18 protein-coding genes are annotated in these 20,767 nt (G+C 63.2%); 15 read left to right on the top strand and 3 right to left on the bottom strand.

Going from position 1 to position 20,767, the window contains the following annotated elements; all coding sequences use genetic code 11:
- From nuoH to LQ232_RS05205, 9 genes are read left to right on the top strand one after another with little or no spacing between them, the layout of a single operon-like run.
- Nucleotides 1-1,059: an NADH-quinone oxidoreductase subunit NuoH gene (nuoH, locus tag LQ232_RS05165; RefSeq protein WP_230179289.1), complete on the top strand. Its 1,059-nt coding sequence runs from the start codon at nt 1-3 to the stop codon at nt 1,057-1,059.
- Between the two features lie 12 nt (nt 1,060-1,071).
- The gene (gene nuoI, locus LQ232_RS05170; protein ID WP_230179290.1) at nt 1,072-1,569 is read left to right on the top strand and encodes an NADH-quinone oxidoreductase subunit NuoI; all 498 of its coding nucleotides are present in this window, start codon (nt 1,072-1,074) and stop codon (nt 1,567-1,569) included.
- A gap of 12 nt (nt 1,570-1,581) precedes the next feature.
- The gene (locus tag LQ232_RS05175) at nt 1,582-2,226 is read left to right on the top strand and encodes an NADH-quinone oxidoreductase subunit J (RefSeq protein ID WP_230179291.1); all 645 of its coding nucleotides are present in this window, start codon (nt 1,582-1,584) and stop codon (nt 2,224-2,226) included.
- Nucleotides 2,223-2,534 (top strand): NADH-quinone oxidoreductase subunit NuoK, encoded by a 312-nt coding sequence (gene nuoK, locus LQ232_RS05180; protein WP_230179292.1) that lies wholly within the window; start codon nt 2,223-2,225, stop codon nt 2,532-2,534. The genes LQ232_RS05175 and nuoK overlap by 4 nt, the downstream gene beginning before the upstream one ends.
- A gap of 27 nt (nt 2,535-2,561) precedes the next feature.
- Nucleotides 2,562-4,577, top strand: a complete 2,016-nt coding sequence (gene nuoL, locus LQ232_RS05185; RefSeq protein WP_230179293.1) for an NADH-quinone oxidoreductase subunit L — start codon at nt 2,562-2,564, stop codon at nt 4,575-4,577.
- 24 nt (nt 4,578-4,601) lie between these two features.
- Nucleotides 4,602-6,080 (top strand): NADH-quinone oxidoreductase subunit M, encoded by a 1,479-nt coding sequence (locus LQ232_RS05190; RefSeq protein WP_230179294.1) that lies wholly within the window; start codon nt 4,602-4,604, stop codon nt 6,078-6,080.
- A gap of 15 nt (nt 6,081-6,095) precedes the next feature.
- Nucleotides 6,096-7,577 (top strand): NADH-quinone oxidoreductase subunit NuoN, encoded by a 1,482-nt coding sequence (gene nuoN, locus LQ232_RS05195; protein WP_230179295.1) that lies wholly within the window; start codon nt 6,096-6,098, stop codon nt 7,575-7,577.
- Between the two features lie 6 nt (nt 7,578-7,583).
- Nucleotides 7,584-7,898: a DUF2818 family protein gene (locus tag LQ232_RS05200; protein WP_230179296.1), complete on the top strand. Its 315-nt coding sequence runs from the start codon at nt 7,584-7,586 to the stop codon at nt 7,896-7,898.
- Nucleotides 7,899-7,902: 4 nt separating this feature from the next.
- Nucleotides 7,903-8,502 (top strand): NUDIX domain-containing protein, encoded by a 600-nt coding sequence (locus LQ232_RS05205; RefSeq protein WP_230179297.1) that lies wholly within the window; start codon nt 7,903-7,905, stop codon nt 8,500-8,502.
- Nucleotides 8,503-8,511: 9 nt separating this feature from the next.
- On the opposite strand, the gene LQ232_RS05210 is transcribed toward LQ232_RS05205, so the two are convergent.
- The gene (locus LQ232_RS05210; protein WP_230179298.1) at nt 8,512-9,114 is read right to left on the bottom strand and encodes a PEP-CTERM sorting domain-containing protein; all 603 of its coding nucleotides are present in this window, start codon (nt 9,112-9,114) and stop codon (nt 8,512-8,514) included.
- A 188-nt stretch (nt 9,115-9,302) separates the two neighbouring features.
- Between LQ232_RS05210 and LQ232_RS05215 the strand changes: the two genes are divergently transcribed.
- The 6 genes from LQ232_RS05215 (at nt 9,303) to LQ232_RS05240 (ending at nt 17,152) form a co-directional block, all read left to right on the top strand.
- Nucleotides 9,303-11,567, top strand: coding sequence for a hypothetical protein (locus LQ232_RS05215; protein ID WP_230179299.1), 2,265 nt, complete (start codon nt 9,303-9,305; stop codon nt 11,565-11,567).
- Nucleotides 11,568-11,685: 118 nt separating this feature from the next.
- Entirely contained in the window at nt 11,686-12,132 is a 447-nt protein-coding gene (locus LQ232_RS05220) for a copper chaperone PCu(A)C (RefSeq protein ID WP_230179300.1), read from the top strand.
- A gap of 5 nt (nt 12,133-12,137) precedes the next feature.
- Nucleotides 12,138-12,977, top strand: coding sequence for a peptidyl-prolyl cis-trans isomerase (locus LQ232_RS05225; RefSeq protein ID WP_230179301.1), 840 nt, complete (start codon nt 12,138-12,140; stop codon nt 12,975-12,977).
- Nucleotides 12,974-13,927, top strand: coding sequence for a HupE/UreJ family protein (locus LQ232_RS05230; RefSeq protein WP_230179302.1), 954 nt, complete (start codon nt 12,974-12,976; stop codon nt 13,925-13,927). The genes LQ232_RS05225 and LQ232_RS05230 overlap by 4 nt, the downstream gene beginning before the upstream one ends.
- A 14-nt stretch (nt 13,928-13,941) precedes the next feature.
- Nucleotides 13,942-14,565: a putative 2OG-Fe(II) oxygenase gene (locus LQ232_RS05235; protein WP_230179303.1), complete on the top strand. Its 624-nt coding sequence runs from the start codon at nt 13,942-13,944 to the stop codon at nt 14,563-14,565.
- Between the two features lies 1 nt (nt 14,566).
- A complete protein-coding gene (locus tag LQ232_RS05240) occupies nt 14,567-17,152 on the top strand; it encodes a fused MFS/spermidine synthase (RefSeq protein ID WP_230179304.1) in 2,586 nt (861 codons plus the stop codon).
- A 13-nt stretch (nt 17,153-17,165) separates the two neighbouring features.
- Here the strand turns inward: LQ232_RS05240 and LQ232_RS05245 are convergent, their stop codons facing one another.
- Nucleotides 17,166-19,208: a TonB-dependent receptor gene (locus tag LQ232_RS05245; RefSeq protein WP_230179305.1), complete on the bottom strand. Its 2,043-nt coding sequence runs from the start codon at nt 19,206-19,208 to the stop codon at nt 17,166-17,168.
- A gap of 72 nt (nt 19,209-19,280) precedes the next feature.
- Nucleotides 19,281-20,762 (bottom strand): FAD-binding oxidoreductase, encoded by a 1,482-nt coding sequence (locus tag LQ232_RS05250; protein ID WP_230179306.1) that lies wholly within the window; start codon nt 20,760-20,762, stop codon nt 19,281-19,283.
- Between the last annotated feature and the right edge of the window lie 5 nt (nt 20,763-20,767).

The raw sequence follows: 20,767 nt of genomic DNA on the forward strand, positions 1-20,767 counted from the left end.
ATGATTGACACCTTTTACACAGCCGGCGCGGGCGCCCTCGGAGGCGCTTGGCCCGTGGTCTGGTCCCTGATCAAGATCGTGCTCGTGCTGCTGCCCTTGCTGCTGTGCGTGGCCTACCTGACCTTGTGGGAGCGCAAGGCCATCGGCTGGTCACAAGTGCGCCCGGGTCCGAACCGCACCGGCCCTGGTGGCTGGCTGCAACCCATCGCCGATGCCGTCAAGCTGATCTTCAAGGAGATCATCGTGCCGTCGGCGGCGAACAAGGGCTTGTTCTTCCTCGGCCCCATCATGACCATCATGCCGGCCCTGGCTGCCTGGGCGGTCGTGCCTTTCGGGCCCGAGGTCGTGCTGGCCGATGTCAACGCTGGCCTGCTGTTCCTGATGGCGATCACCTCCCTGGAAGTCTACGGCGTGATCATCGCGGGCTGGTCGTCCAACTCCAAGTACGCCTTCCTGGGCGCCATGCGGGCTTCGGCACAAATGGTGTCGTATGAAATCGCCATGGGCTTTTGCCTGGTGATCGTGCTGATGGTGTCGGGCTCGCTGAACATGAGCGAGATCGTGCTGGGGCAGGACAAGGGCATGTTTGCCAGCCAAGGCTGGAGCTTCCTGTCATGGAACTGGCTGCCGCTGCTGCCCATCACCATCGTTTACTTCATCTCGGGCCTGGCCGAAACCAACCGCCACCCCTTTGACGTGGTGGAAGGTGAATCCGAAATCGTGGCGGGCCACATGGTCGAGTATTCGGGCATGTCATTCGCCATGTTCTTCCTGGCCGAGTACGCCAACATGATCCTGGTGTCGGCCCTGGCCGCCGTCATGTTCTTCGGTGGCTGGCTGGCCCCGGTCCACGCTCTGAATTTCATCCCGGGCTGGATCTGGCTGGGCCTGAAGACCTTCGTCATCGTGACCATGTTCCTGTGGGTGCGGGCATCGTTCCCCCGCTTCCGTTTTGACCAGATCATGCGTCTGGGCTGGAAGATCTTCATCCCGATCACACTCGTGTGGTTGGTGATCGTGGGGATCTGGATCATGTCTCCCTGGAACATCTGGAAGTAAGGGGCCGCCACCATGAGCACCGCAACCTCACTCAAAAGTTTTGTCTCGAGCTTCTTCCTCGCGGAGATGTTCAAGGGCCTGGCCCTGACCGGACGCCACTTCCTCAAGCCGCACATCACCGTGCAGTTTCCGGAAGAAAAGACGCCCATGTCGCCGCGCTTCCGTGGCCTGCACGCCTTGCGCCGTTACGACAACGGCGAGGAGCGCTGCATCGCCTGCAAGCTGTGCGAAGCCGTCTGCCCGGCCATGGCGATCACCATCGAGTCCGACGTGCGCGATGACGGCACCCGCCGCACCACGCGCTATGACATTGACCTGACCAAGTGCATCTTTTGCGGCTTCTGCGAAGAAAGCTGCCCGGTCGATTCGATTGTCGAGACGCACATCTTTGAATACCACGGCGAAAAGCGTGGCGATCTGTACTTCACCAAGGACATGCTCCTGGCCGTCGGCGACCGCTACGAAAAAGAAATCGCAGCCAGCAAGGAGGCGGACGCGAAGTACCGCTGATCCGATAAAGACATGGACACCTTAACTGCGCTCTTCTACGTTTTTTCCTTCGTGCTGCTGTTCGCGGCCTTTCGCGTGATCACCGCGAAAAGCCCGGTCAGCGCGGCCCTGCACCTGGTGCTGGCCTTCTTCAGCGCGTCCTGCATCTGGATGCTCCTGCAAGCCGAGTTCCTGGCCATCGCGCTGGTCCTCGTCTACGTGGGGGCGGTCATGGTGCTGTTCCTCTTCGTGGTGATGATGCTGGACATCAACATCGATTCGATCCGCCAGGGATTCTGGAAGCACTTCCCGCTGGCAGGCTTGATTGGCGTGGTCATCGCCCTGGAAATGGCTTTTGTGCTGACCCGTGGCTTCGACCTGGGCTTGCCCAAGGCCTTCCCGCCTGAAGTGGCCAAGTACCCCAACACCAAGGCGTTGGGCATCGAGCTTTACACGCACTACCTGTTCCCCGTGCAGATCGCTGCCGTCATCCTGCTGGTGGCCATCATCGCCGCCATCGCGCTGACCCTGCGTCGCCGCAAGGACTCGCACTATCAAAACCCGGCCGAGCAGGTCAAAGCCAACAAGGCGGACCGCCTGCGCGTCGTCAAGGTCGATGCCGTGGTTGAAAAGCCTGCGGCTCCCATCGAATCCAACCCCGCTGGAGGTCAGGCATGACCGCTGTGACCCTTGGACACTACCTGTCACTGGGCGCGATCTTGTTCGCCATGTCCGTGATCGGCATCTTCCTGAACCGCAAGAACCTGATCGTGCTGCTGATGGCCATCGAGCTGATGCTGCTGGCGGTCAACATGAATTTCGTCGCGTTCTCCCATTACCTGGGTGACATGGACGGGCAGGTTTTCGTGTTCTTCATCTTGACGGTGGCGGCCGCCGAATCGGCGATCGGCCTGGCCATCCTCGTGGTGCTGTTCCGGAACCGACAGTCGATCAATGTGGACGAGCTCGACACCCTCAAGGGCTGATCGGCTGGCGCCAGGAGAACCATAACAATGTCAGAGCTCACTCTCAACAACCTGCTGGTCGTGCCTTTGGCACCGCTGGTGGGGTCGATCGCGGCCGGCCTGTTTGGCAAGGCCGTTGGCCGCCGCGGATCGCACGTGTTGACCATCCTCGGTGTGTTGATCGCCTTCATCTTCTCGGCCATGATGCTGCAAGCGGTGGTCCAGGATGGCGCGCACTTCAACCAGACGGTCTACGAATGGATGACCCTCGGGTCCTTGAAGATGGAAGTCGGCTTCATGGTCGACGGCCTCACCGCCATGATGATGTGCGTGGTGACCTTCGTCTCGCTGACGGTGCACCTGTACACCATCGGCTACATGGCAGAGGACGACGGCTACCAGCGCTTCTTCAGCTACATCTCGCTGTTCACCTTCTCGATGTTGATGCTCGTGATGAGCAACAACCTGCTGCAGCTGTTCTTCGGCTGGGAAGCGGTGGGCCTGGTGTCCTACCTGCTGATCGGCTTCTGGTTCAAGAAGCCCACGGCCATCTTCGCCAACATGAAGGCCTTCCTGGTCAACCGCGTGGGTGACTTCGGCTTCATCCTGGGCATTGGCCTGATCGTGGCCTACACCGGCTCGCTCAGCTACACCGAGATCTTCGCCAAGGGCAACGACTTGGCGGCCCTGACCCTGCCCAAGACCGACTGGTCCTTGATCACGGTCATCTGCATCTGCCTGTTCATCGGCGCGATGGGCAAGTCGGCGCAGTTCCCGCTGCACGTGTGGCTGCCTGATTCGATGGAAGGCCCGACCCCGATCTCAGCGCTGATCCACGCCGCCACCATGGTGACCGCCGGCATCTTCATGGTCTCGCGCATGTCGCCGCTGTTTGAGCTGTCGGACGCCGCACTGAACTTCATCCTGGTCATCGGTTCGATCACGGCGCTGTTCATGGGCTTCCTGGGCATCATCCAGAACGACATCAAGCGCGTGGTCGCGTATTCCACGCTGTCGCAGTTGGGCTACATGACCGTGGCCCTGGGCGCCTCGGCCTACAACGTGGCCGTGTTCCACCTGATGACGCACGCCTTCTTCAAGGCCCTGCTGTTTCTTGGCGCCGGTTCCGTGATCATGGGCATGCACCACGACCAGGACATCCGCAACATGGGTGGCCTGTGGAAGTACATGAAGATCACCTGGATCACGTCGCTGCTGGGCTCGCTGGCCCTGATCGGCACGCCGTTCTTCTCGGGTTTCTATTCGAAGGACAGCATCATCGAAGCGGTGCACGCCAGCCACCTGCCGGCTGCGCATTTCGCCTACTACGCCGTGATCATCGGTGTGTTCGTGACGGCCTTCTACAGCTTCCGGATGTACTTCCTGGTCTTCCACGGCAAGGAACACTTCCACCACAAGCCTTTCCCGGGCGAGCACGATCACCACGACGAACATGACGACCATGGCCATGGCCACGCCCACACGCCGCACGAATCGCCCTGGGTGGTGACCGTGCCGCTGGTGCTGCTGGCCATTCCTTCGGTCCTGATCGGCTGGTTCACCATTGAGCCCATGCTGTTCGGTGAGTTCCTCAAGAGCTCAATCTTCGTGAACCATGAGCTGCATCCGGCCATGGAAGAGCTCGCCCACGAGTTCCACGATGCCACCGCCATGGCCGTGCACGGACTGAGCACCTTGCCGTTCTGGCTGGCGCTGGGCGGTGTGGTCACGGCCTTCGTGTTCTACATGGTTGCACCGCAGATCCCGGCCTTCTTCGCCCGTGTGCTGCGCCCGCTGATCGTGATCGGCGAGAACAAATACTTCCTGGACTGGTTCAACGAGAAGGTGCTGGCCGCTGGCGCACGCTTGCTGGGCCGTGGCCTGTGGAAGGTCGGCGACGAGACCCTGATTGACGGCTTGGCCGTGAACGGCTCGGCCAAGCTGGTCGGCCTCATCAGTTCGCTGGTCCGCCTGTTCCAGACCGGTTACCTCTACCACTACGCGCTGGTCATGATCCTGGGGGTGTTCGCCCTCATGACATGGTTCGTGTTCATGCACCATTGAGCGCGGGGCCAGTTCATGCAAACAATGTCCAATACCCTTTCTCTGGCCATCTGGATTCCGGTGGCATTCGGGGCCTTGCTGCTGGCCATCGGCCGGCAGGAAAACGCCAAAGTCACCCGCTGGATCGCGCTGATCGGCGCCATCGTCGGCTTCCTGGTCACCGTCCCCTTGATGACCGGTTTCGACAACGGCACCGCGGCCATGCAGTTCGTCGAAAAATCGGCCTGGATCGAGCGCTTCAATGTGTTCTACCACCTGGGGGTCGACGGCATCTCGATGTGGTTCGTGCCCTTGACGGCCTTCATCACCATCATCGTGGTGCTGGCCGGCTGGCAGGTCATTGAAGACCGACCGCACCAGTATTACGGCGCCTTCCTGATCCTGTCGGGCCTGATGGTCGGTGTGTTCTCGGCCATCGACGGTCTGCTGTTCTACGTCTTCTTCGAAGCCACGCTGATCCCGATGTACATCATCATCGGCGTGTGGGGGGGACCGCGCCGCGTGTATGCGGCGTTCAAGTTCTTCCTGTACACGCTGCTTGGCTCGCTGCTGATGCTGATCGCGCTGATCTTCCTGTACTACAAGTCGGGCGGCAGCTTCGACATCCTGACCTGGCACAAGCTGCCTTTGCCGGCCCTGGCGCAGTCGTTGCTGTTCGGTGCCTTCTTCGCGGCCTTCGCCGTGAAGGTGCCGATGTGGCCGGTGCACACCTGGTTGCCTGATGCCCACGTCGAGGCGCCCACGGGTGGCTCGGTCGTGCTGGCCGCGATCATGCTGAAGCTGGGCTGCTATGGCTTCCTGCGCTTCATGCTGCCCATCGTGCCGGACGCCAGCCGCGAGTTCGCGCCCATCGTGATCACCCTGTCATTGATCGGCGTGATCTACATCGGCCTGGTGGCCATGGTCCAGCAGGACATGAAGAAACTGGTGGCGTATTCGTCCATCGCGCACATGGGCTTCGTCACCCTGGGCTTCTTCATCTTCAACGAGCTGGGCATGTCCGGCGGCCTGGTGCAAATGATTGCCCACGGCTTCGTGTCGGGCGCCATGTTCTTGTCCATCGGTGTGCTGTACGACCGTGTCCACTCGCGTGAGATCGCCAGCTACGGCGGCGTGGTCAACACCATGCCCAAGTTCGCGGCCTTCGCCTTGCTGTTCTCGATGGCCAATTGCGGCCTGCCGGGCACCGCGGGTTTCGTCGGCGAATGGATGGTGATCCTGGGTGCCGTGCAATTCGACTTCCTCATCGGTCTGCTGGCCGCCACCGCGCTGATCTTCGGCGCCGCCTACACGCTGTGGATGTACAAGCGCGTCTACCTGGGCGATGTGGCCAATGACGATGTGCGCGGCCTGACCGACATCAATGCCCGCGAATTCCTGATCATGGCCATCCTGGCCGTTGCCGTGCTGTGGATGGGCATCCAGCCCAAGCCCTTCACCGACGCGATGCACGTGTCCGTGACCGAGCTGCTCAAGCACGTTGCACAAAGCAAGTTGAACTAAAGGCCCGAGAACAACATGACACAACTCAATTGGCTCGTGGTCGCCCCCGAGATCCTGTTGCTGGCCATGGCCTGCGTGGTCGCGCTGGTGGACCTGTTCGTGACGCACCCGCGCCGCCTGCCGACCTACATTCTCACCATGATCTCGCTGGCCGCCGTGGCTGGCCTGCACCTGGGTGCGCTGGATGCCAGCAGCTCCAGCTACGCCATGCAGCGCATGGTCGTGACCGACCCGATGGGGCACTTGCTGAGCCTGTGCGCCACCTTGGCCGTGATGGCCAGCCTGGTCTATTCGCAGACCTACGCTGGGGCGAGAGACATCCTCAAGGGTGAGCTGTTCACGCTGAGCATGTTCGCCTTGCTGGGCATCTCGATCATGATCATCGGCAACAACTTCCTGACCATCTATTTGGGTCTGGAACTGATGTCGCTGTCGTCATACGCACTCGTGGCCTTGCGCCGCGACCATTCGCAATCGACCGAAGCGGCCATGAAGTACTTCGTGCTGGGCGCGCTGGCCAGCGGCTTCCTGCTGTACGGCCTGTCGATGATGTACGGCGCCACCGGGTCGCTGGATTTGGGCGAGGTCTACAAGGCCACGCTGTCGGGCCAGATCAACAAACAGGTGCTGGTCTTTGGCCTGGTGTTCATCGTGTCAGGCCTGGCTTTCAAGCTGGGGGTCGTGCCTTTCCACATGTGGATCCCTGACGTGTACCAGGGTGCGCCCACGGCCGCCACTTTGATGGTGGCCGGTGCGCCCAAGCTGGCCGCATTTGCGATCACCATCCGCCTGCTGGTGGAAGGCCTGATCAACACGGCCACCGATTGGCAACAGATGCTGATGATCCTGGCCGTGGCCTCGATGGCGCTGGGCAACCTGGCGGCCATCGCGCAGACCAACCTCAAGCGCATGCTGGCCTATTCGGGCATCGCGCAATTGGGCTTCATGCTGCTGGGCTTCGTGCCGAGCGTGGTATCGGGCAACACCTTGTCGTCCAGCAACGGCTATGGCTCGGCGCTGTTCTACGTGCTGACCTACGTGCTGACCACCCTGGGCACCTTCGGCATCATCATGTTCCTGTCGCGCCCTGGCTTCGAGGCCGAGCAGGTCTCTGACCTGGCGGGCTTGAACAAGCGCAGTCCGCAGATGGCCGCCGTGATGGCGATCTTCATGTTCTCGTTGGCGGGCTTGCCGCCCACGGTGGGCTTCTATGCCAAGCTGGCGGTGCTGCAATCGCTGGTCACCACCAGTTCGGCTTTGCACCTGCAGTTGGCCATCGCCGCGGTGATGCTGTCGCTGGTGGGGGCGTTCTACTACCTGCGCATCGTCAAGGTCATGTACTTCGACGAGCCCACCGACACCACGCCTGTCACGGCCAATGGCGAGGCCCGTGCCTTGCTGTCCGTCAACGCGATCGCGGTGCTGGGCCTGGGCATCCTGCCAGGCGGTTTGATGGCCTTGTGCGCCCGCGCCATCACCCAGTCGCTGGCGGGCTGACCGCGCATGGGCGGTCTGATCCCAGGCTGGGCGGTGGTCGCCGTGCTGGCGGTGGCCATCCTGGCCGCCAACGCGCCTTTCCTGAACAACCGCCTTTTCCTGGTGGGCCCCCGGCGGGTACCCAAGTCGCTCTTCGTGCGCTTGCTGGAGATGCTGGTGTATGCCGGCCTGGTCTTTGGCCTGGGGCGGGCCCTTGAGGCGCAGCTGGGTCAGGCCAGTCCGCAGCGCTGGGAGTTCTACGCCGTGGGCACACTGACCTTCATGACCCTGGCCTTTCCCGGGTTTGTATGGCGTTATTTGCGCCGCAACGCGGTGCACTGAACTGATGGATTCCGCCAAGCCCGCTTTCAACGATGACCACCTGCGCGAAGAGACCATCGAATCGCGGCAGGTCTACCAAGGCCACTTCATCGATCTGCGCCGTGATCGCGTGCGCTTGCCCAATGGCGGTGAAGCAGGGCGAGAGTATGTGGTTCATCCGGGTGCCGTGATGATCGTCGCGATGCTGCCCGATGGCGGCCTGGTGATGGAGCGGCAATACCGCTATCCCGTGCGCCAGACCATGATCGAGTTTCCCGCTGGCAAGCTGGATGCGGGTGAGGGTGGCCTGAGTTGCGCCCAACGTGAGCTGTGGGAAGAAACCGGCTACCGCGCCAAGCGCTGGGCCAAGGCCGGCATCATGCACCCCGTGATCGGCTACGCCACCGAGATCATCGAGATCTGGTTTGCCGACGACTTGACCTTGGGCGAACGCCACCTGGACGACGGCGAGTTCCTGGACGTGTTCACGGCCACGGCCGAAGAGCTCGACCTGTGGATGCAACAGGGTTTGCTGACCGATGCCAAGACCATCGTCGGGATGATGTGGCTCAAGCAATGGCGGGCGGGAGTCTGCCAGTTGGACTGGCAGATCGCCGCCGACTGAAGGGCTGTTTTATTGACGCTTGGTGCGGCGGCTCAAAGCGGCCACCACGCCCAGACCCAGCAAGGCCAGGGCATAGCTTTCTGGCTCGGGCACGGCATTGATGCTGATGTTGTCCAGGCCAACGCTGTTGGCGCTGCCCGTCAGATCAAATGAAAGTGCGACACCGGTGAAGCTGAACGTGGTGGGCGTCCAGACGTCGTAGCCGGTGCCATTGCTCACCAGGTCGAAGGTGCCCAGCAGCTCGCCCGTCCCGTTGAGACCAGAGTAAGCCTTCACAGCGCCCAAGACGTCAGACGGGCTGGCGTAGTAAAAAGAGATGGCCCCATTGACGCCGGCTGCCACGTTCATGAACGCCGAGGTGTTCACCACGCCATCCAGTTGCGCCATGGCCACGCCGACGGGAGAAGGCGCGCCACTGTAGTAAGTGAAGTCGTTGTCATTGGACAGGCCCAACACGTTGGTGAACGACACGCCGTTGGCGGCGTAGACGTTGTCGATGGACTCACCGTATTGCCAGTTTTGCTCGAAGTCCAGAACAACGGTGGAAGCCGAAGCCATGGTGGGGGCGGTGGCGAGCGCAGCGAGGAAAGGGAGGGCGGTTAACAGCTTCATTCAGAACTCCAGTGGATGGGTATGCCAATCCAGTCTATGGAGCAATGGCGACAAATTCATGAATGCAGGACCGGGGCAAATGGGATCATTCGCCCATGTGTGCCGTCACGGGCACGTCACCATTGATGCCTAACCTTGTCCGGTCTATCGGCGCCTTGCCAAGTCAGATCGAACCAGGAGTAGTCAGAATGGAATTCAAATTCAGCAAGAGCCAGGTCACCCTCGCGGTGATCGCGGTCATCGGCGCGGCCACGCTGGCCAGCGCGCCTACTTTGGCCACCGCTGCCAAAGTGTCTGGCAAGTATGTGGCTGGCGACTTTCACAACCACACGACCTGCTCGGATGGCTCCATCTCGATGCAGAAATTGATCAAGAAATCCACGGAGAAGAGCGCAGGCAACTTTGGCTTGGACTGGTTCGTGCAAGCGGGCCACGGCGGCAATGGCAACCGCAATTGCACGTTGGTGGAAGACGCGACGCTGGAAACACCGGCCTATCCTTTCGTTTCGGGCAGCGGCCCCACCACGACCTGGGCCAACAGCATTGGCGCGGCCAACATCAAGGGCGTGGGCGGCGGCGTGGGCGGCACGGGCAACATGTGGCGCTGGCAGTCCCTGCAGGAGTTCCAATACCCCGTGGTGGAATACCTGGGGGCGCAGAAGAACCAGCCCGTGTTCCTGGGGCTGGAGTCGGTGGTGGCCGGTCACGAGCACACCTCGATGTCCATCATCACCGGACAGGTCCCAGCTTCATTGGACAACGCTATCCTGCCCACCACGCCTGGCTACACGCCTCAGGGCAATGCCAATGCACTGGCCCAATGGAGCTATTGCTTTGACCGTGGCGACACCGACACCAGCCGGGGCAACACCACCAACTCGGTTGTGGGCAACAATTGGAACTGCTCGGTCACGGGCAGCTTGAACGCCGCCGACGTGAGCTGGAATGCCACCGCCCAGAAGCTGATGCCCGCCAGCGGCGCCGGCACCGGGACCAGGGGCCACAACAAGACGCTGGAAGCGCTGAAGTGGATGGCCGAGAAGCACGCCAACGGCAGCTACTACGTGCCTGCTCACCTGGAGCGCGCCGGTCCGTTCAACCCCGATGGCAACAACGGCTTCAACGTTGAGCACCTGCGCAATTTCAACAACACGGCGCCCAATGTGGCCTTCGGCTTCGAGACCCAGCCTGGCCATGGCGCCTCCAGCGACCGGGGCGAGTATCGTCCGCTGCGCAATGGCGGCTTCACGGGTTCGACCACGAACGTCGACTCTGTGGGAGGCACGACCTACGGTGGCACGGGCGTCTATGGCGCGGTGATCGGCGGTGTGTGGGATGCCTTGTTGGGCGAGGGCCGCAACTTCTGGTTCTTCGCCAGCTCTGACTGGCATAACCGGGGCACCTTTGGCCCGGATGACCGCCGCTCGACCCAGGATTTCCTGCCCGGCGAGTACCAGCGCAATTACACGATGGTTCGCAATGGCGCAGACAAGCTGCGTCCGCAGACCATCGTCGACGGACTGCGCACCGGCAACAACTGGGCCGCCAGCGGCCAGATCATCGACCGCCTGGCCTTCATCGCCTGCGCGTCGTACCCTGGCCTGGGCGCACGCTCGAACGCGTCGGTCGAGTCTCTGGCGGTCAACGCGGCCACCACCAACACCGACATCACGGCCAGCGGCTGCGCCACCATGGGTGAAAAGCTCGTGGTGCGCCCGGGTGCCGAGATCGTGGTCTCGGTGGTCGTGCGCGATCCCGTCGGCACGAACAACTCGCCGTACTCCTTCCCCAACCCGTCCCTGGCGCAGATTGGCGTCAACCAGCCCATGAACGCGCCCGTGCTCGATCACATTGATCTGATCCGCGGCATGGTCAGTGGCTACAAGACGCCCGGTTCGGCGGACTACGCGGGTGAATGGCCGCGCAACCTCAACTGGCTGAAGGCCGATGGCACGACGGCGGGTCTGGCGGTGGTTCCGGCTGCGGCCAAGAACACCACGGCGTCCCTCATCAAGACCTTCAGTGGCAGCACGACGACGCCCTGGACGGCCTTCGCTTCGAGCGTGGACGGCAGCCAGTTCCGAAAGATGACTTACCGCATCCCGGCCGTGTCGGCATCGCAGTACGTTCGCTTGCGCGGCACCAACCTGCCGGCGGCCGTGCCTTATGAGACCGATGCCAACGGCAACCCCCTGGCCGACATCTACACCAACGCCAGCAACACGGCGATGCTGAAGATCCCTTGCACGACCCCTGGCACCAACGTGCCGACCAATGCGGTCAGCTGGCCAGCCAGCGCGGGGGCCATCAACGGTTGCCCGGCGCATTTGCCGGTGGTGGGCGGGACCAAGATGGTCGCGTATGACGTGGCCGCCTGGGCGGACTTGTGGTTCTACAGCAACCCCATCTACGTTGAAGTGGGCGGCTCCACGCTGGTGGCGGGCGTCAAGTAATCGGTCTTCAACGACCTGGGACACCCCGCTGTTCGGGGCGTTGTCAGCCCGCCATCCGGCGGGCTGAGTGTTTTGTCACATTGCTTTTGGACAATCCATCATCGAAAGGTGAATTGACATGAAGAACCAGATCATCAGCCGCCGGCACGTCTTGCAAACCGGCGTGGCCATGGGGCTCACCTGGGCGTTGCCCTCGGCCCGAGCCTGCGAATTTTTCACGCCCACCTTGCGGGTCACCCACCCGTGGACGCGTGCTTCGGTGAAAGATGCCACGTCAGCCATCGTCTGCATGAAGATCGATCAGGTCAGCCGACTTGACCGCTTGATCGGGGTGGAAACGCCCGTGGCCGAAGGCGCCGAGATCATCGGCATTGAAGGGCGCTCTGGCGTGAACCTGCTGGTCTTTCCCGGACAGGAAACCGTGTTGGGCGAAACGGGCGTGCAGCTGCGCCTGGTGAAACTGACCCAGCCTTTGCTGCTCTCACGGAGCTATGCCATGCGCCTGTACTTTGAAAAGGGGGGCGCCATGGATGCCGAGCTCAGCGTTGACTACATGCCGGCCTGAATGTGATGAGTGCAGTACAGATTCAAAAAACATCCACCGCTTCCTGGCCTGATTGGCTGCGCGAACCCCTTTTGCACTTCCTGGTCCTGGGTGGCCTGCTGTTCGCCGTAGACCACTACCTGGTTGCCCAGGCCGATGACCCCAACACCATTGTGGTGGGCGCTGCCGTGGACAAGGAGGCCCGCGACACGTTCAAGGCCACGCGCGGCCACGATCCGAATCCGCAAGAGATGGCGGCGCTGCGCCGTGTCTGGCTTGACAACGAGGTGCTGTACCGCGAAGGCTTGGCCCTGCAGGTCGACAAGGGCGACACAGCAATCCGCGAACGTGTGATCTTCAAGGCCTTGAGCGTGGTGGACGCCAACACCAAATTGCCGCCGGTTGATGACAAGGTGCTGCGCCAATGGTTTGACAGCCACCGCGCCAAGTACGACGAGCCCGCCCGGTTCGATTTTCAAGAGGCGGTGCTCTCTGGCGAGCCCTCCGAAGAGGCCGTGCGCGCATTCGTGGCGGCTTTGAACGCTGGCACGCCGGGCGATGTGAACGCGGGCCTGCGTGTGTTCAAGGCCAGGCCGCTGGCCAACCTGGTGCAAAGCTATGGCGCCGACTTTGCCAAGGCGCTTGAAGCATCGCCTGTGGGCGAATGGCGCGCACAGCAGTCCAAGGAAGGCTGGCGCGCGATCCGTGTCGACGGCATCACGCACCCGCAAACGGCCAATTTCGATGTCTTGCGCCCAGTGGTCATGCAGGATTGGATCGATGCCACCCTGGCTGCGCAACGCAGCGCGGCCGTGCGTGCGCTTGAGAAAAAGTACAAGGTCAGGTTTGAAGGGCCCTCATCATGATGTGGAGGCGCTGTTTGAATGGCCTGCTGATGGGCTTGGCCTTGTTGGCTGGCACGGCGTCGGCCCATGAAATGAGCATGGCCGAAATGCAGTTGCGTGAAATGGCGCCCGGTGAATTCCTGTGGCAATGGATGGCCGGTGAGAAGGGCGGTGTCGCCGACGTCCTCAAGCCCATCTGGCCAGAAGGCTGCCAAGTCGACTTGAACGTCCTTCATTGTGGCAAGTCAGGCATGCGGGGCACGCTCTCGATCGATGGGGTGGGCAAGACCTACTCGGCCGCGCTCGTGAAGGTCTTCTGGCTGGACGGGCAAACGCGCGTCTACACATTGACCGCTGGGCAGCCCACGGTTCACCTCTACGGATCAGCCGAGGACCGGCGCGGCATGGGCGAGATCGCCACGGCCTATGTGGCGTTGGGTGTCGAGCACATCCTCGGGGGCATCGACCACTTGCTGTTCGTGATCGGTTTGCTCTTTCTGGTGGGATTCAACCGCCGCCTGCTGTGGACGATCACCGCCTTCACCGCGGCGCACAGCCTGACCCTGGCCGCGAGCGCGCTTGATTTCCTGGCGCTGCGCCCACCGCCAGTCGAGGCTGCGATCGCCCTGTCCATCGTGCTGGTGGCCGTTGAGGCCTTGCACAGCAAGCAGACGCTCGCCAAGCGCTGGCCCGCGCTGGTGGCCTTCTTGTTCGGCCTGGTGCATGGGCTTGGCTTTGCTGGTGCGCTGAAGGAGATCGGCCTGCCTGAGAGCCACATGCTGGTCGCGCTATTGACCTTCAACGTGGGCGTCGAGATCGGTCAGTTGATGACGGTGGCCGCGGCCTGGGCGCTGTGGCGCGCGGTGTCGCGCTGGCCATCGGTGTCGCTGGCCCGCACGGCCGCCCTCTATGGCATCGGCACCATGGCGGCGTTTTGGGCCTGGTCACGTGTGGCCGCCATTTTCATTTGAGTTGGATTGATTCCATGGACGAGGTCATCAGCCTGTTCCCCACGCCCTTCTTGCGGGTGCCTGGCGCCTTGCCGCCTGCATTGCTGGCGGGGCTGTTGGAGCACTTCAGCGGCTTGGCGGTGCACGACAACAACGCCTCGTCCCAACTCTCGCACACGCAAATGCTGCGCCCCAGCGACAGCGGCCTGTTGGTTGAAGCCGCAGCCCTGATCACGCCCAAGCTGAGCGAGCTGGGGGCCTTGCTTTTTGGTGAGCGCATGGGCTGGTCGGTCAAGGAGATGTGGGTCAACCTGCTGGACACGGGCGGGCGCCAAGCCATGCACAACCATGCCAACAGCTTCATCTCGGGCGTGGTGTACCTGACACCGACACATGAATCGTCGCGCACCGTGTTCATGAAATCGCCAGGCGGCACGGACTTCTCTTTCAAGAACGACCATGCCGGCATCGCCACCGGCCCCTTCAACGCCGAAAAGTGGATCAGCCCCATGCCACAGCCTGGCGACATGGTGCTATTTCCCAGCTACCTGATGCATGCTGTGCCGCCCAATGAAGGCCCGCGGCGCGTGACCATGGCGTTCAATGCGATACCTGCTCGACTGGATTCCTGGGGCTACGGCATCCAGTTCAGCGGCTGACATGAACACCGTCTGGCGACAAGGGGCTGCCCGGCTCCTGATGACGGCTTCCGGCTTTGCCGGCCTGGGCTACCAGATCGTGTGGACCCAGCAGAGCGCGCTGTGGCTTGGCCACGAATCCGCCGCCGTGCTGGCTGTGGTGTCGGCTTTCTTTGGCGGCTTGGCCCTGGGCGCCTTGCTCATGGGGCCGCGCATCGAGCGCAGTGCGCAAGCCCTGCGCTGGTACGCGGTGTGCGAAGCGGTCATCGCGGCTTGGGGGCTGTTGCTGCTGTTGGTGATGGCGCCTTTCAGTGCTTGGCTGCTTGATCTCACGGGGGTGCAGCCCACGCCTTGGCGGCAATGGTGCTTGGCATTCAGTGGCACCTTTTTGCTGCTCTTACCCGCCACGGCCGCGATGGGGGCGACGCTGCCAGCGATGGAGCGGGTGACATCGCAAATGCGCACGGGCCCGCGTTCCATCGCGGCACTCTATGCCTGCAACACCTTCGGTGCAGTGCTGGGCGTGCTGGGGGCCACGTTCTGGCTGGTGCCTGACATCGGCCTGGTTCGCACGGCCATGGTTTGTGTCGGCCTCAATGTGCTGTGTGCAGTGCTGGCCTTGACGACTTTGCCGGCACCTGGCGAGGCGCCTGAAAATTCGAATCGAGCAGACCCGTGCTTGGTACCAGGCTCAAAACGTCTTCAGTTGGCTTTGGCCATGACTGGCCTGTTGGGCATCGGCTACGAGGTCGTCGTCGTGCGTGTCCTTAGTCAGGTGGCCGAGGACACGGTCTACACCTTCGCCATGCTGCTGGCCGTCTACCTGGTGGGCACCTCGCTGGGCGCCGCCGCTTACCAGCGCTGGCTTGCCCGCATGGCCGATGCCGCGCGCTTGACCGACCGCCTGCTGTGCGCGCTGGCCGTGGCCTGTCTGCTGGGCACGGCCACCCTGTGGGCGGCTGAATGGCTTCAGGCCTGGGTGTTGCACGCCGTGCCTGGTGATCGCATGGCCTTGGCCATTGGTGCCGAGGCCTTCCTGGCGCTGATGGCATTTGGCTTGCCCACGGTCGTGATGGGGGCCTTGTTCAGCCACCTGTGCATCTGTGCGCGCGAGGCAGGTGTCAGCTTTGGGCGTTCATTGGGTGTCAATACCCTGGCGGCGGCCTTGGCCCCGCCGTTGTTCGGCGTGCTACTGGCACCGGCACTGGGCCCCAAGCTGGCTTTGCTGATCATCGCATTGGCCTACTTGCTGATGGCCACGAGGCGGACTTGGTCCACCCCATGGGCCTGGGTCCCCGCGCTGGCTGGCTTGGCCATGGTGGTCGGGGCCCCGCAACTGGCCTTCATCGACATCCCTGAAGGTGGCCACATCGTCAGCTACCGTGAGGGCGTCATGGCCGCCGTCAGCGTGGTGGAAGACGCGCAGGGCGTGGCGCGCTTGCGCATCAACAACCGGCAACAGGAAGGCAGCACCTCGTCGCGCCTGGTCGATGCACGTCAGGCCTTGCTGCCCCTGCTGCTGCACCCGGCGCCCAAGCGGGCCTTGTTTCTGGGCCTGGGCACCGGCGTGACCTCGGGCTCGGCCGCGCAGGATCCCAGCCTGCAGGTCGATGTGGTCGAGTTGTTGCCCGAGGTCATCGATGCCTCGCAGCACTTCAAGCGCGTTTTCGATGGCGAAGGGCTTTTGCCCCAGATGCACGTGATGGCGGCCGATGCGCGGCGCTATGTGCGGACCAGTGCCCAATCCTATGACGTGATCGTCTCGGACAACTTCCAGCCAGCGCGCAGCGGTTCGGGCGCGCTGTACACCGTGGAGCACTTTCGCGCGGTGCGTGGGCGCCTGGCCGAGGGCGGGACGTTCTGCCAATGGTTGCCATTGCACCAGTTGGACCTGGCCACCTTGCGCAGCATCGTGCAGTCCTTCATCGCCGTGTACCCGCAAGGTTTTGCCATCCTGGCGAGCAACAGCCTGGAGACGCCGGTGCTGGGCTTGGTGGGACGGGCCGATGGTGGTCGCCTTGATGTCGAACGTTTGCGTCAACGTCTGGCCACCAGCCAGATGCGGATGCCGCCAGCCGCCTTTGGGATCGAGGATGAGTTGGCATTGCTGGGCAGCGTGGTGGCCGGGCCGAAAGCCTTGGCGCATTTCGCAGGGCAGGCCCTGCCCAACACGGATGACCTTCCGGTGGTGGCCTACCGCGCACCGCGGATCACCTATGCCCCCGATTCGCTGCCGCGAGACCGGCTGCTGGCCTTCCTGAATGAAGTCTCGCTCAGCCCGGACGAGGTGTTGGCGGCGCCCGTCGATCCCGCATGGGCAGGCCGCTTGAGCGCCTATTGGGTGGCGCGCAAGCAGTTCATCGAAGCCGGTCGCCTGGTGCGTCCTTCAAGCGATGTCCAGGACATGTTGTCGCAAGTGCGTGAACCCTTGCTGGCCGTGCTGCACATCAGCCCCGATTTCCGCCCCGCTTACGATCCGCTGCTGCACATGGCCGGGGCCTTGCTGAACAGCGATGTTTCTGCCGGCCGTGCGCTGCTCGACGAGCTGGTCAGGGTGCAGCCGATGCGGCCAGAGGCCGTGCAACTTCGCCTTCAACTCGCCGATTGAATCGGCGTCCGGATCAGAAGCGGGCCGTCCAGGTGAGGCGGATGGTGCGCGGCTCGGCGGGGTGAATGTGGCGGCCTTCCTGAGGCGCCACTTCGCTGGCCAGTTGGGACTCGTAGAAGTACTCGATGTCATTCACTTTGCGATTGGCCAGGTTGAAGACGTCCACGGTTAGGTCCATGTCCTTTCCCAGCTTGCGCGACACGCGCAGGTTGGTGAGCAGGGTCGAGGCCGCACGCACGCTGTTGTCCTCGACCAGCGCGCGTGGGCCCAGGTAGCGCCATTGCAGGCTGGCGGACCAGGGGCCCAGGTCGCGCAAGGTGATGGCCACCGAGCCCACGTGCGAGACGGAGCCGGGAATGCGGTCGCCTTCGGGGGCGGTGTCTGAAAAGCGCGCGCGCGTCCACGCCAGGTCGGCGTCCACCAGCAGCCAGGGCTGCGGAATCCAGCGGTTGTTCCACTCGATGCCCGTGCGGCGGCTGGGGCGGTTGGCCTCGGTCGTGCCTGCGTCACCCACATAAACCAGCTCGGACTGGGATTCCAGGCGCCACCAGGCCAGTGAGCTCTGCAGGCCAGGCAGGGCTTCCGTGCGGGCCCCAATCTCGTGGCCTTTGCTGGCCACCATTCCGGGCACCTGGTCGATGGCGCCACCAGTCTTGGGGTCGACCCGACTCGTGGTGCCGCGCGCGTCATTGCTGTGGAAACCGCGCCCCGCGTTCACGAAGAACTCGGTCTTGGCCCAGGGACCGAAGATGGCAGAAAACTTGGGCGACAGCTGCGTGGCCGAGGTGCTGCCTGAATTGGCGGCCAGCGAGCTGTTCACGTCGAACTGCACCGAGTCTGCGCGCAGGCCCTGCACCGTGCGCAGCCAGGGTGACCATGTCAACTCGTTCTCGGCGTACAGACCCAGGCTGGTTTGTTTGACCGCATCGTCGCGCGTCGTGCCGGTGCGCTGGCGTTGCACGGTGTCGAACAGGCCGACATGGATGTTGTCGTGCCGCAGTTGAGCACCGATTTCATTGCGCGAGGGCAGGCCCCACAGTGTGTGGTTCCAGTCCCGCGTGGCGGTCAGGCCCATCACCGTGCGCTGGTCGTGTTGCTCAAACTGGTCGCCCTCGGCGCCGTGGTCCAGCGTGTAGGTGAAGTTGGAGAACAGGTCCAGTTCATAGCGCATCAGGTAGGCCGACAAGCGCAGGCCGCCTTCCGGGCCATGGTCTCGCCATTCGCCCGACACGCTGTAGCGTGAGGTGCCGCCGCCGTCCGAGGTGTCAATGGCGTCGAAGCGTTTGATCAAGCCCGCGTCGATGGCGCGCTGCGGCACCTGGTCGGTGGAATGCCAGCGCGCGTCATAGCCCATGAAGCTGCCCGACCAGCCTTTGGCCTGGCTGCCTTCGCTCACCGTGAGCACGCCGTTCAGCTTGCGCAGCCTTTCAGGCGAGGTCCAGGGGCCATCGTTGTGGGTGGCCTCGACCAGGCCCAGCACGGTCTGCTGGCTGGCCAGGGTGGTGGAGCCGCCCGCAACCACGCGTGCGTACCGGTGCTCACCCAAGGTGAGCTGCGCAAAGGGCTGGTCCAGCTTGCGGCGGTAGACGATGCTGGCCGATCCGGCCGAGGCAAAGTCGCCGTCGCGCGCGAAGTAGGGGCCCTTGCGGTAGTCGATGCGATCGACCAGTTCGGGAATCAGGAAATTGAGGTCGGTGTAGCCCTGCCCGTGGCCGTGCGTGGGCATGTTGATGGGCATGCCATTGACCGAGGTGGCGAAGTCCGTGCCATGGTCGAGGTTGAAGCCGCGCAGGAAGTACTGGTTGGCTTTGCCGTCGCCGCTGTGCTGGGTCACGATCAGGCCCGGCACGAACTCCAGCAATTCGCCGGGCCGAAGGGCGGGGCGGCTCTTGAGCAATTCGCTGCGTATCCGCCCTTGCGATGCGGCCTCCGAGCTGCCGACGGCGTTGTCGTAGTGACCCTGGACGGCAATGGGCTCAAGGTCTGAGGTCTGGGCGTTGGCGACTGCGGCGACAGTGCAAAAGGCTGTCGTCCACCAAGCGGGTTGGAGGCGCATGAGGTTCAAAAGATCAGGGTACAAAGCCCCAAGATAGCAAACGGGTGTGACCGTTTGATGGCGAAACAATGCTCACCGAGAGGTGGGCAGAACGCGCCCCGGGTTCATCAGACCTTGAGGGTCCAGGGCCTGCTTGATGGCCTGCATCATGTCCAACGCCACCTCCGATTTGCGCCGCGCCAGTTCGTCGCGCTTGAGTTGGCCAATGCCATGCTCGGCTGACAGGGTGCCGCCCAATTGCAAGGCCGTGTCATAGATCAGCCGGTTGACCTCGGCTTCGTGGTCGGCCACGAAGCTGGCGCAGGACGCGCTGGGCGGGCCTTGCACGTTGTAGTGCAGATTGCCATCGCCCAGGTGCCCGAAGCAGACCACCTTGCAACCCGGGAAGGCATGGGCCAGTTGCGCTTGCGTGGTCCGCACGAACTCTGGAACGGCCGAGGTGGGCACGGCGATGTCGTGCTTGACCATGAGCCCTTCCTGGCGTTCGGCCAGGGGGATCGCTTCGCGCAGGGCCCACATGGCTTGATTTTGGGCGTGGTTCTGGGCGATGGTGGCATCCAGGACGACGCCGTTGCCCACCGCCTGGGCCAACAAGGCTTCCAGAGCGGCCCGGGCTGCGAGGTCTGAGTCGGTGTGAGCAGTGTCGATGAGGACCGTCCATTCGGGGACGGGCCCCGTGGCGGTTTCCACCGCATCGTTCACCAAGGGTGCCATGGCGCGGGCCTGCTCCGGCAGGTATTGGCGGACCAGGGCGATGGGCCAGGCGTGCATGACCTCGAAGCCGGTCAAACCAGCGTCCAGACGGGCACGAGCGCTTTGCAGCAGCACCACGCAGGCGTCTAGGCTGGGGCAGGTGGCCAGCGCGGTGACTTGCCCGACAGGCTGCGGAAACAGGCGCAGCGTGGCGGCCGTGATGATGCCCAAAGTGCCTTCGCTGCCAATGAACAGGTCGCGCAGGTCGTAACCGCTGTTGTCTTTGCGCAAGGCGGTCAGGCCATCCCAGACCTCGCCCCGGGCCGTGACCACTTCCAAGCCCAGGCACAGTTCGCGGGCCGTGCCATAACGCAGCACCTGGGTACCGCCGGCGTTGGTGGCCAGGTTGCCGCCGATCGTGCACGAGCCCTCGGCCGCCAAGCTCAAGGGGAAGAGCAGGCCAGCCTGCAAGGCGGCCTCTTGCACTTGCGCCAGCAGGCAACCTGCCTGTACGGTCATCGAGAGGTTGGCGGCATCCACCGCGATGACCTGGTTCAGGCGCTGAAGGTTGATCAGCAATTGGCTGCCGCTGCCATCCGGGATGGACCCGCCCACCAGGCTGGTGTTGCCACCCTGTGGCACCAGGCTCACACCGTGGCTGGCGCACAGCTTGACCACGGCGGCCACTTGCAAGGTGTCGCGTGGGCGGGCAATGGCCAGGGCTTTGCCCACATAACGCCCGCGCCAGTCGCGCAGGAAGGCTGTCAGATCTGTTGAATCCGCATCGTCGCCAGGCAAGACCAGCCCCTCAGTGCCCAACACATGGCGCAAGGCTTCCAGGAAGGCGTGGTCGCTGGCCATGGGTG

Origin of the sequence: Aquabacterium sp. CECT 9606, from assembly GCF_918741295.1 — a bacterium.
Taxonomy (GTDB): Bacteria; Pseudomonadota; Gammaproteobacteria; order Burkholderiales; family Burkholderiaceae_C; genus Aquabacterium.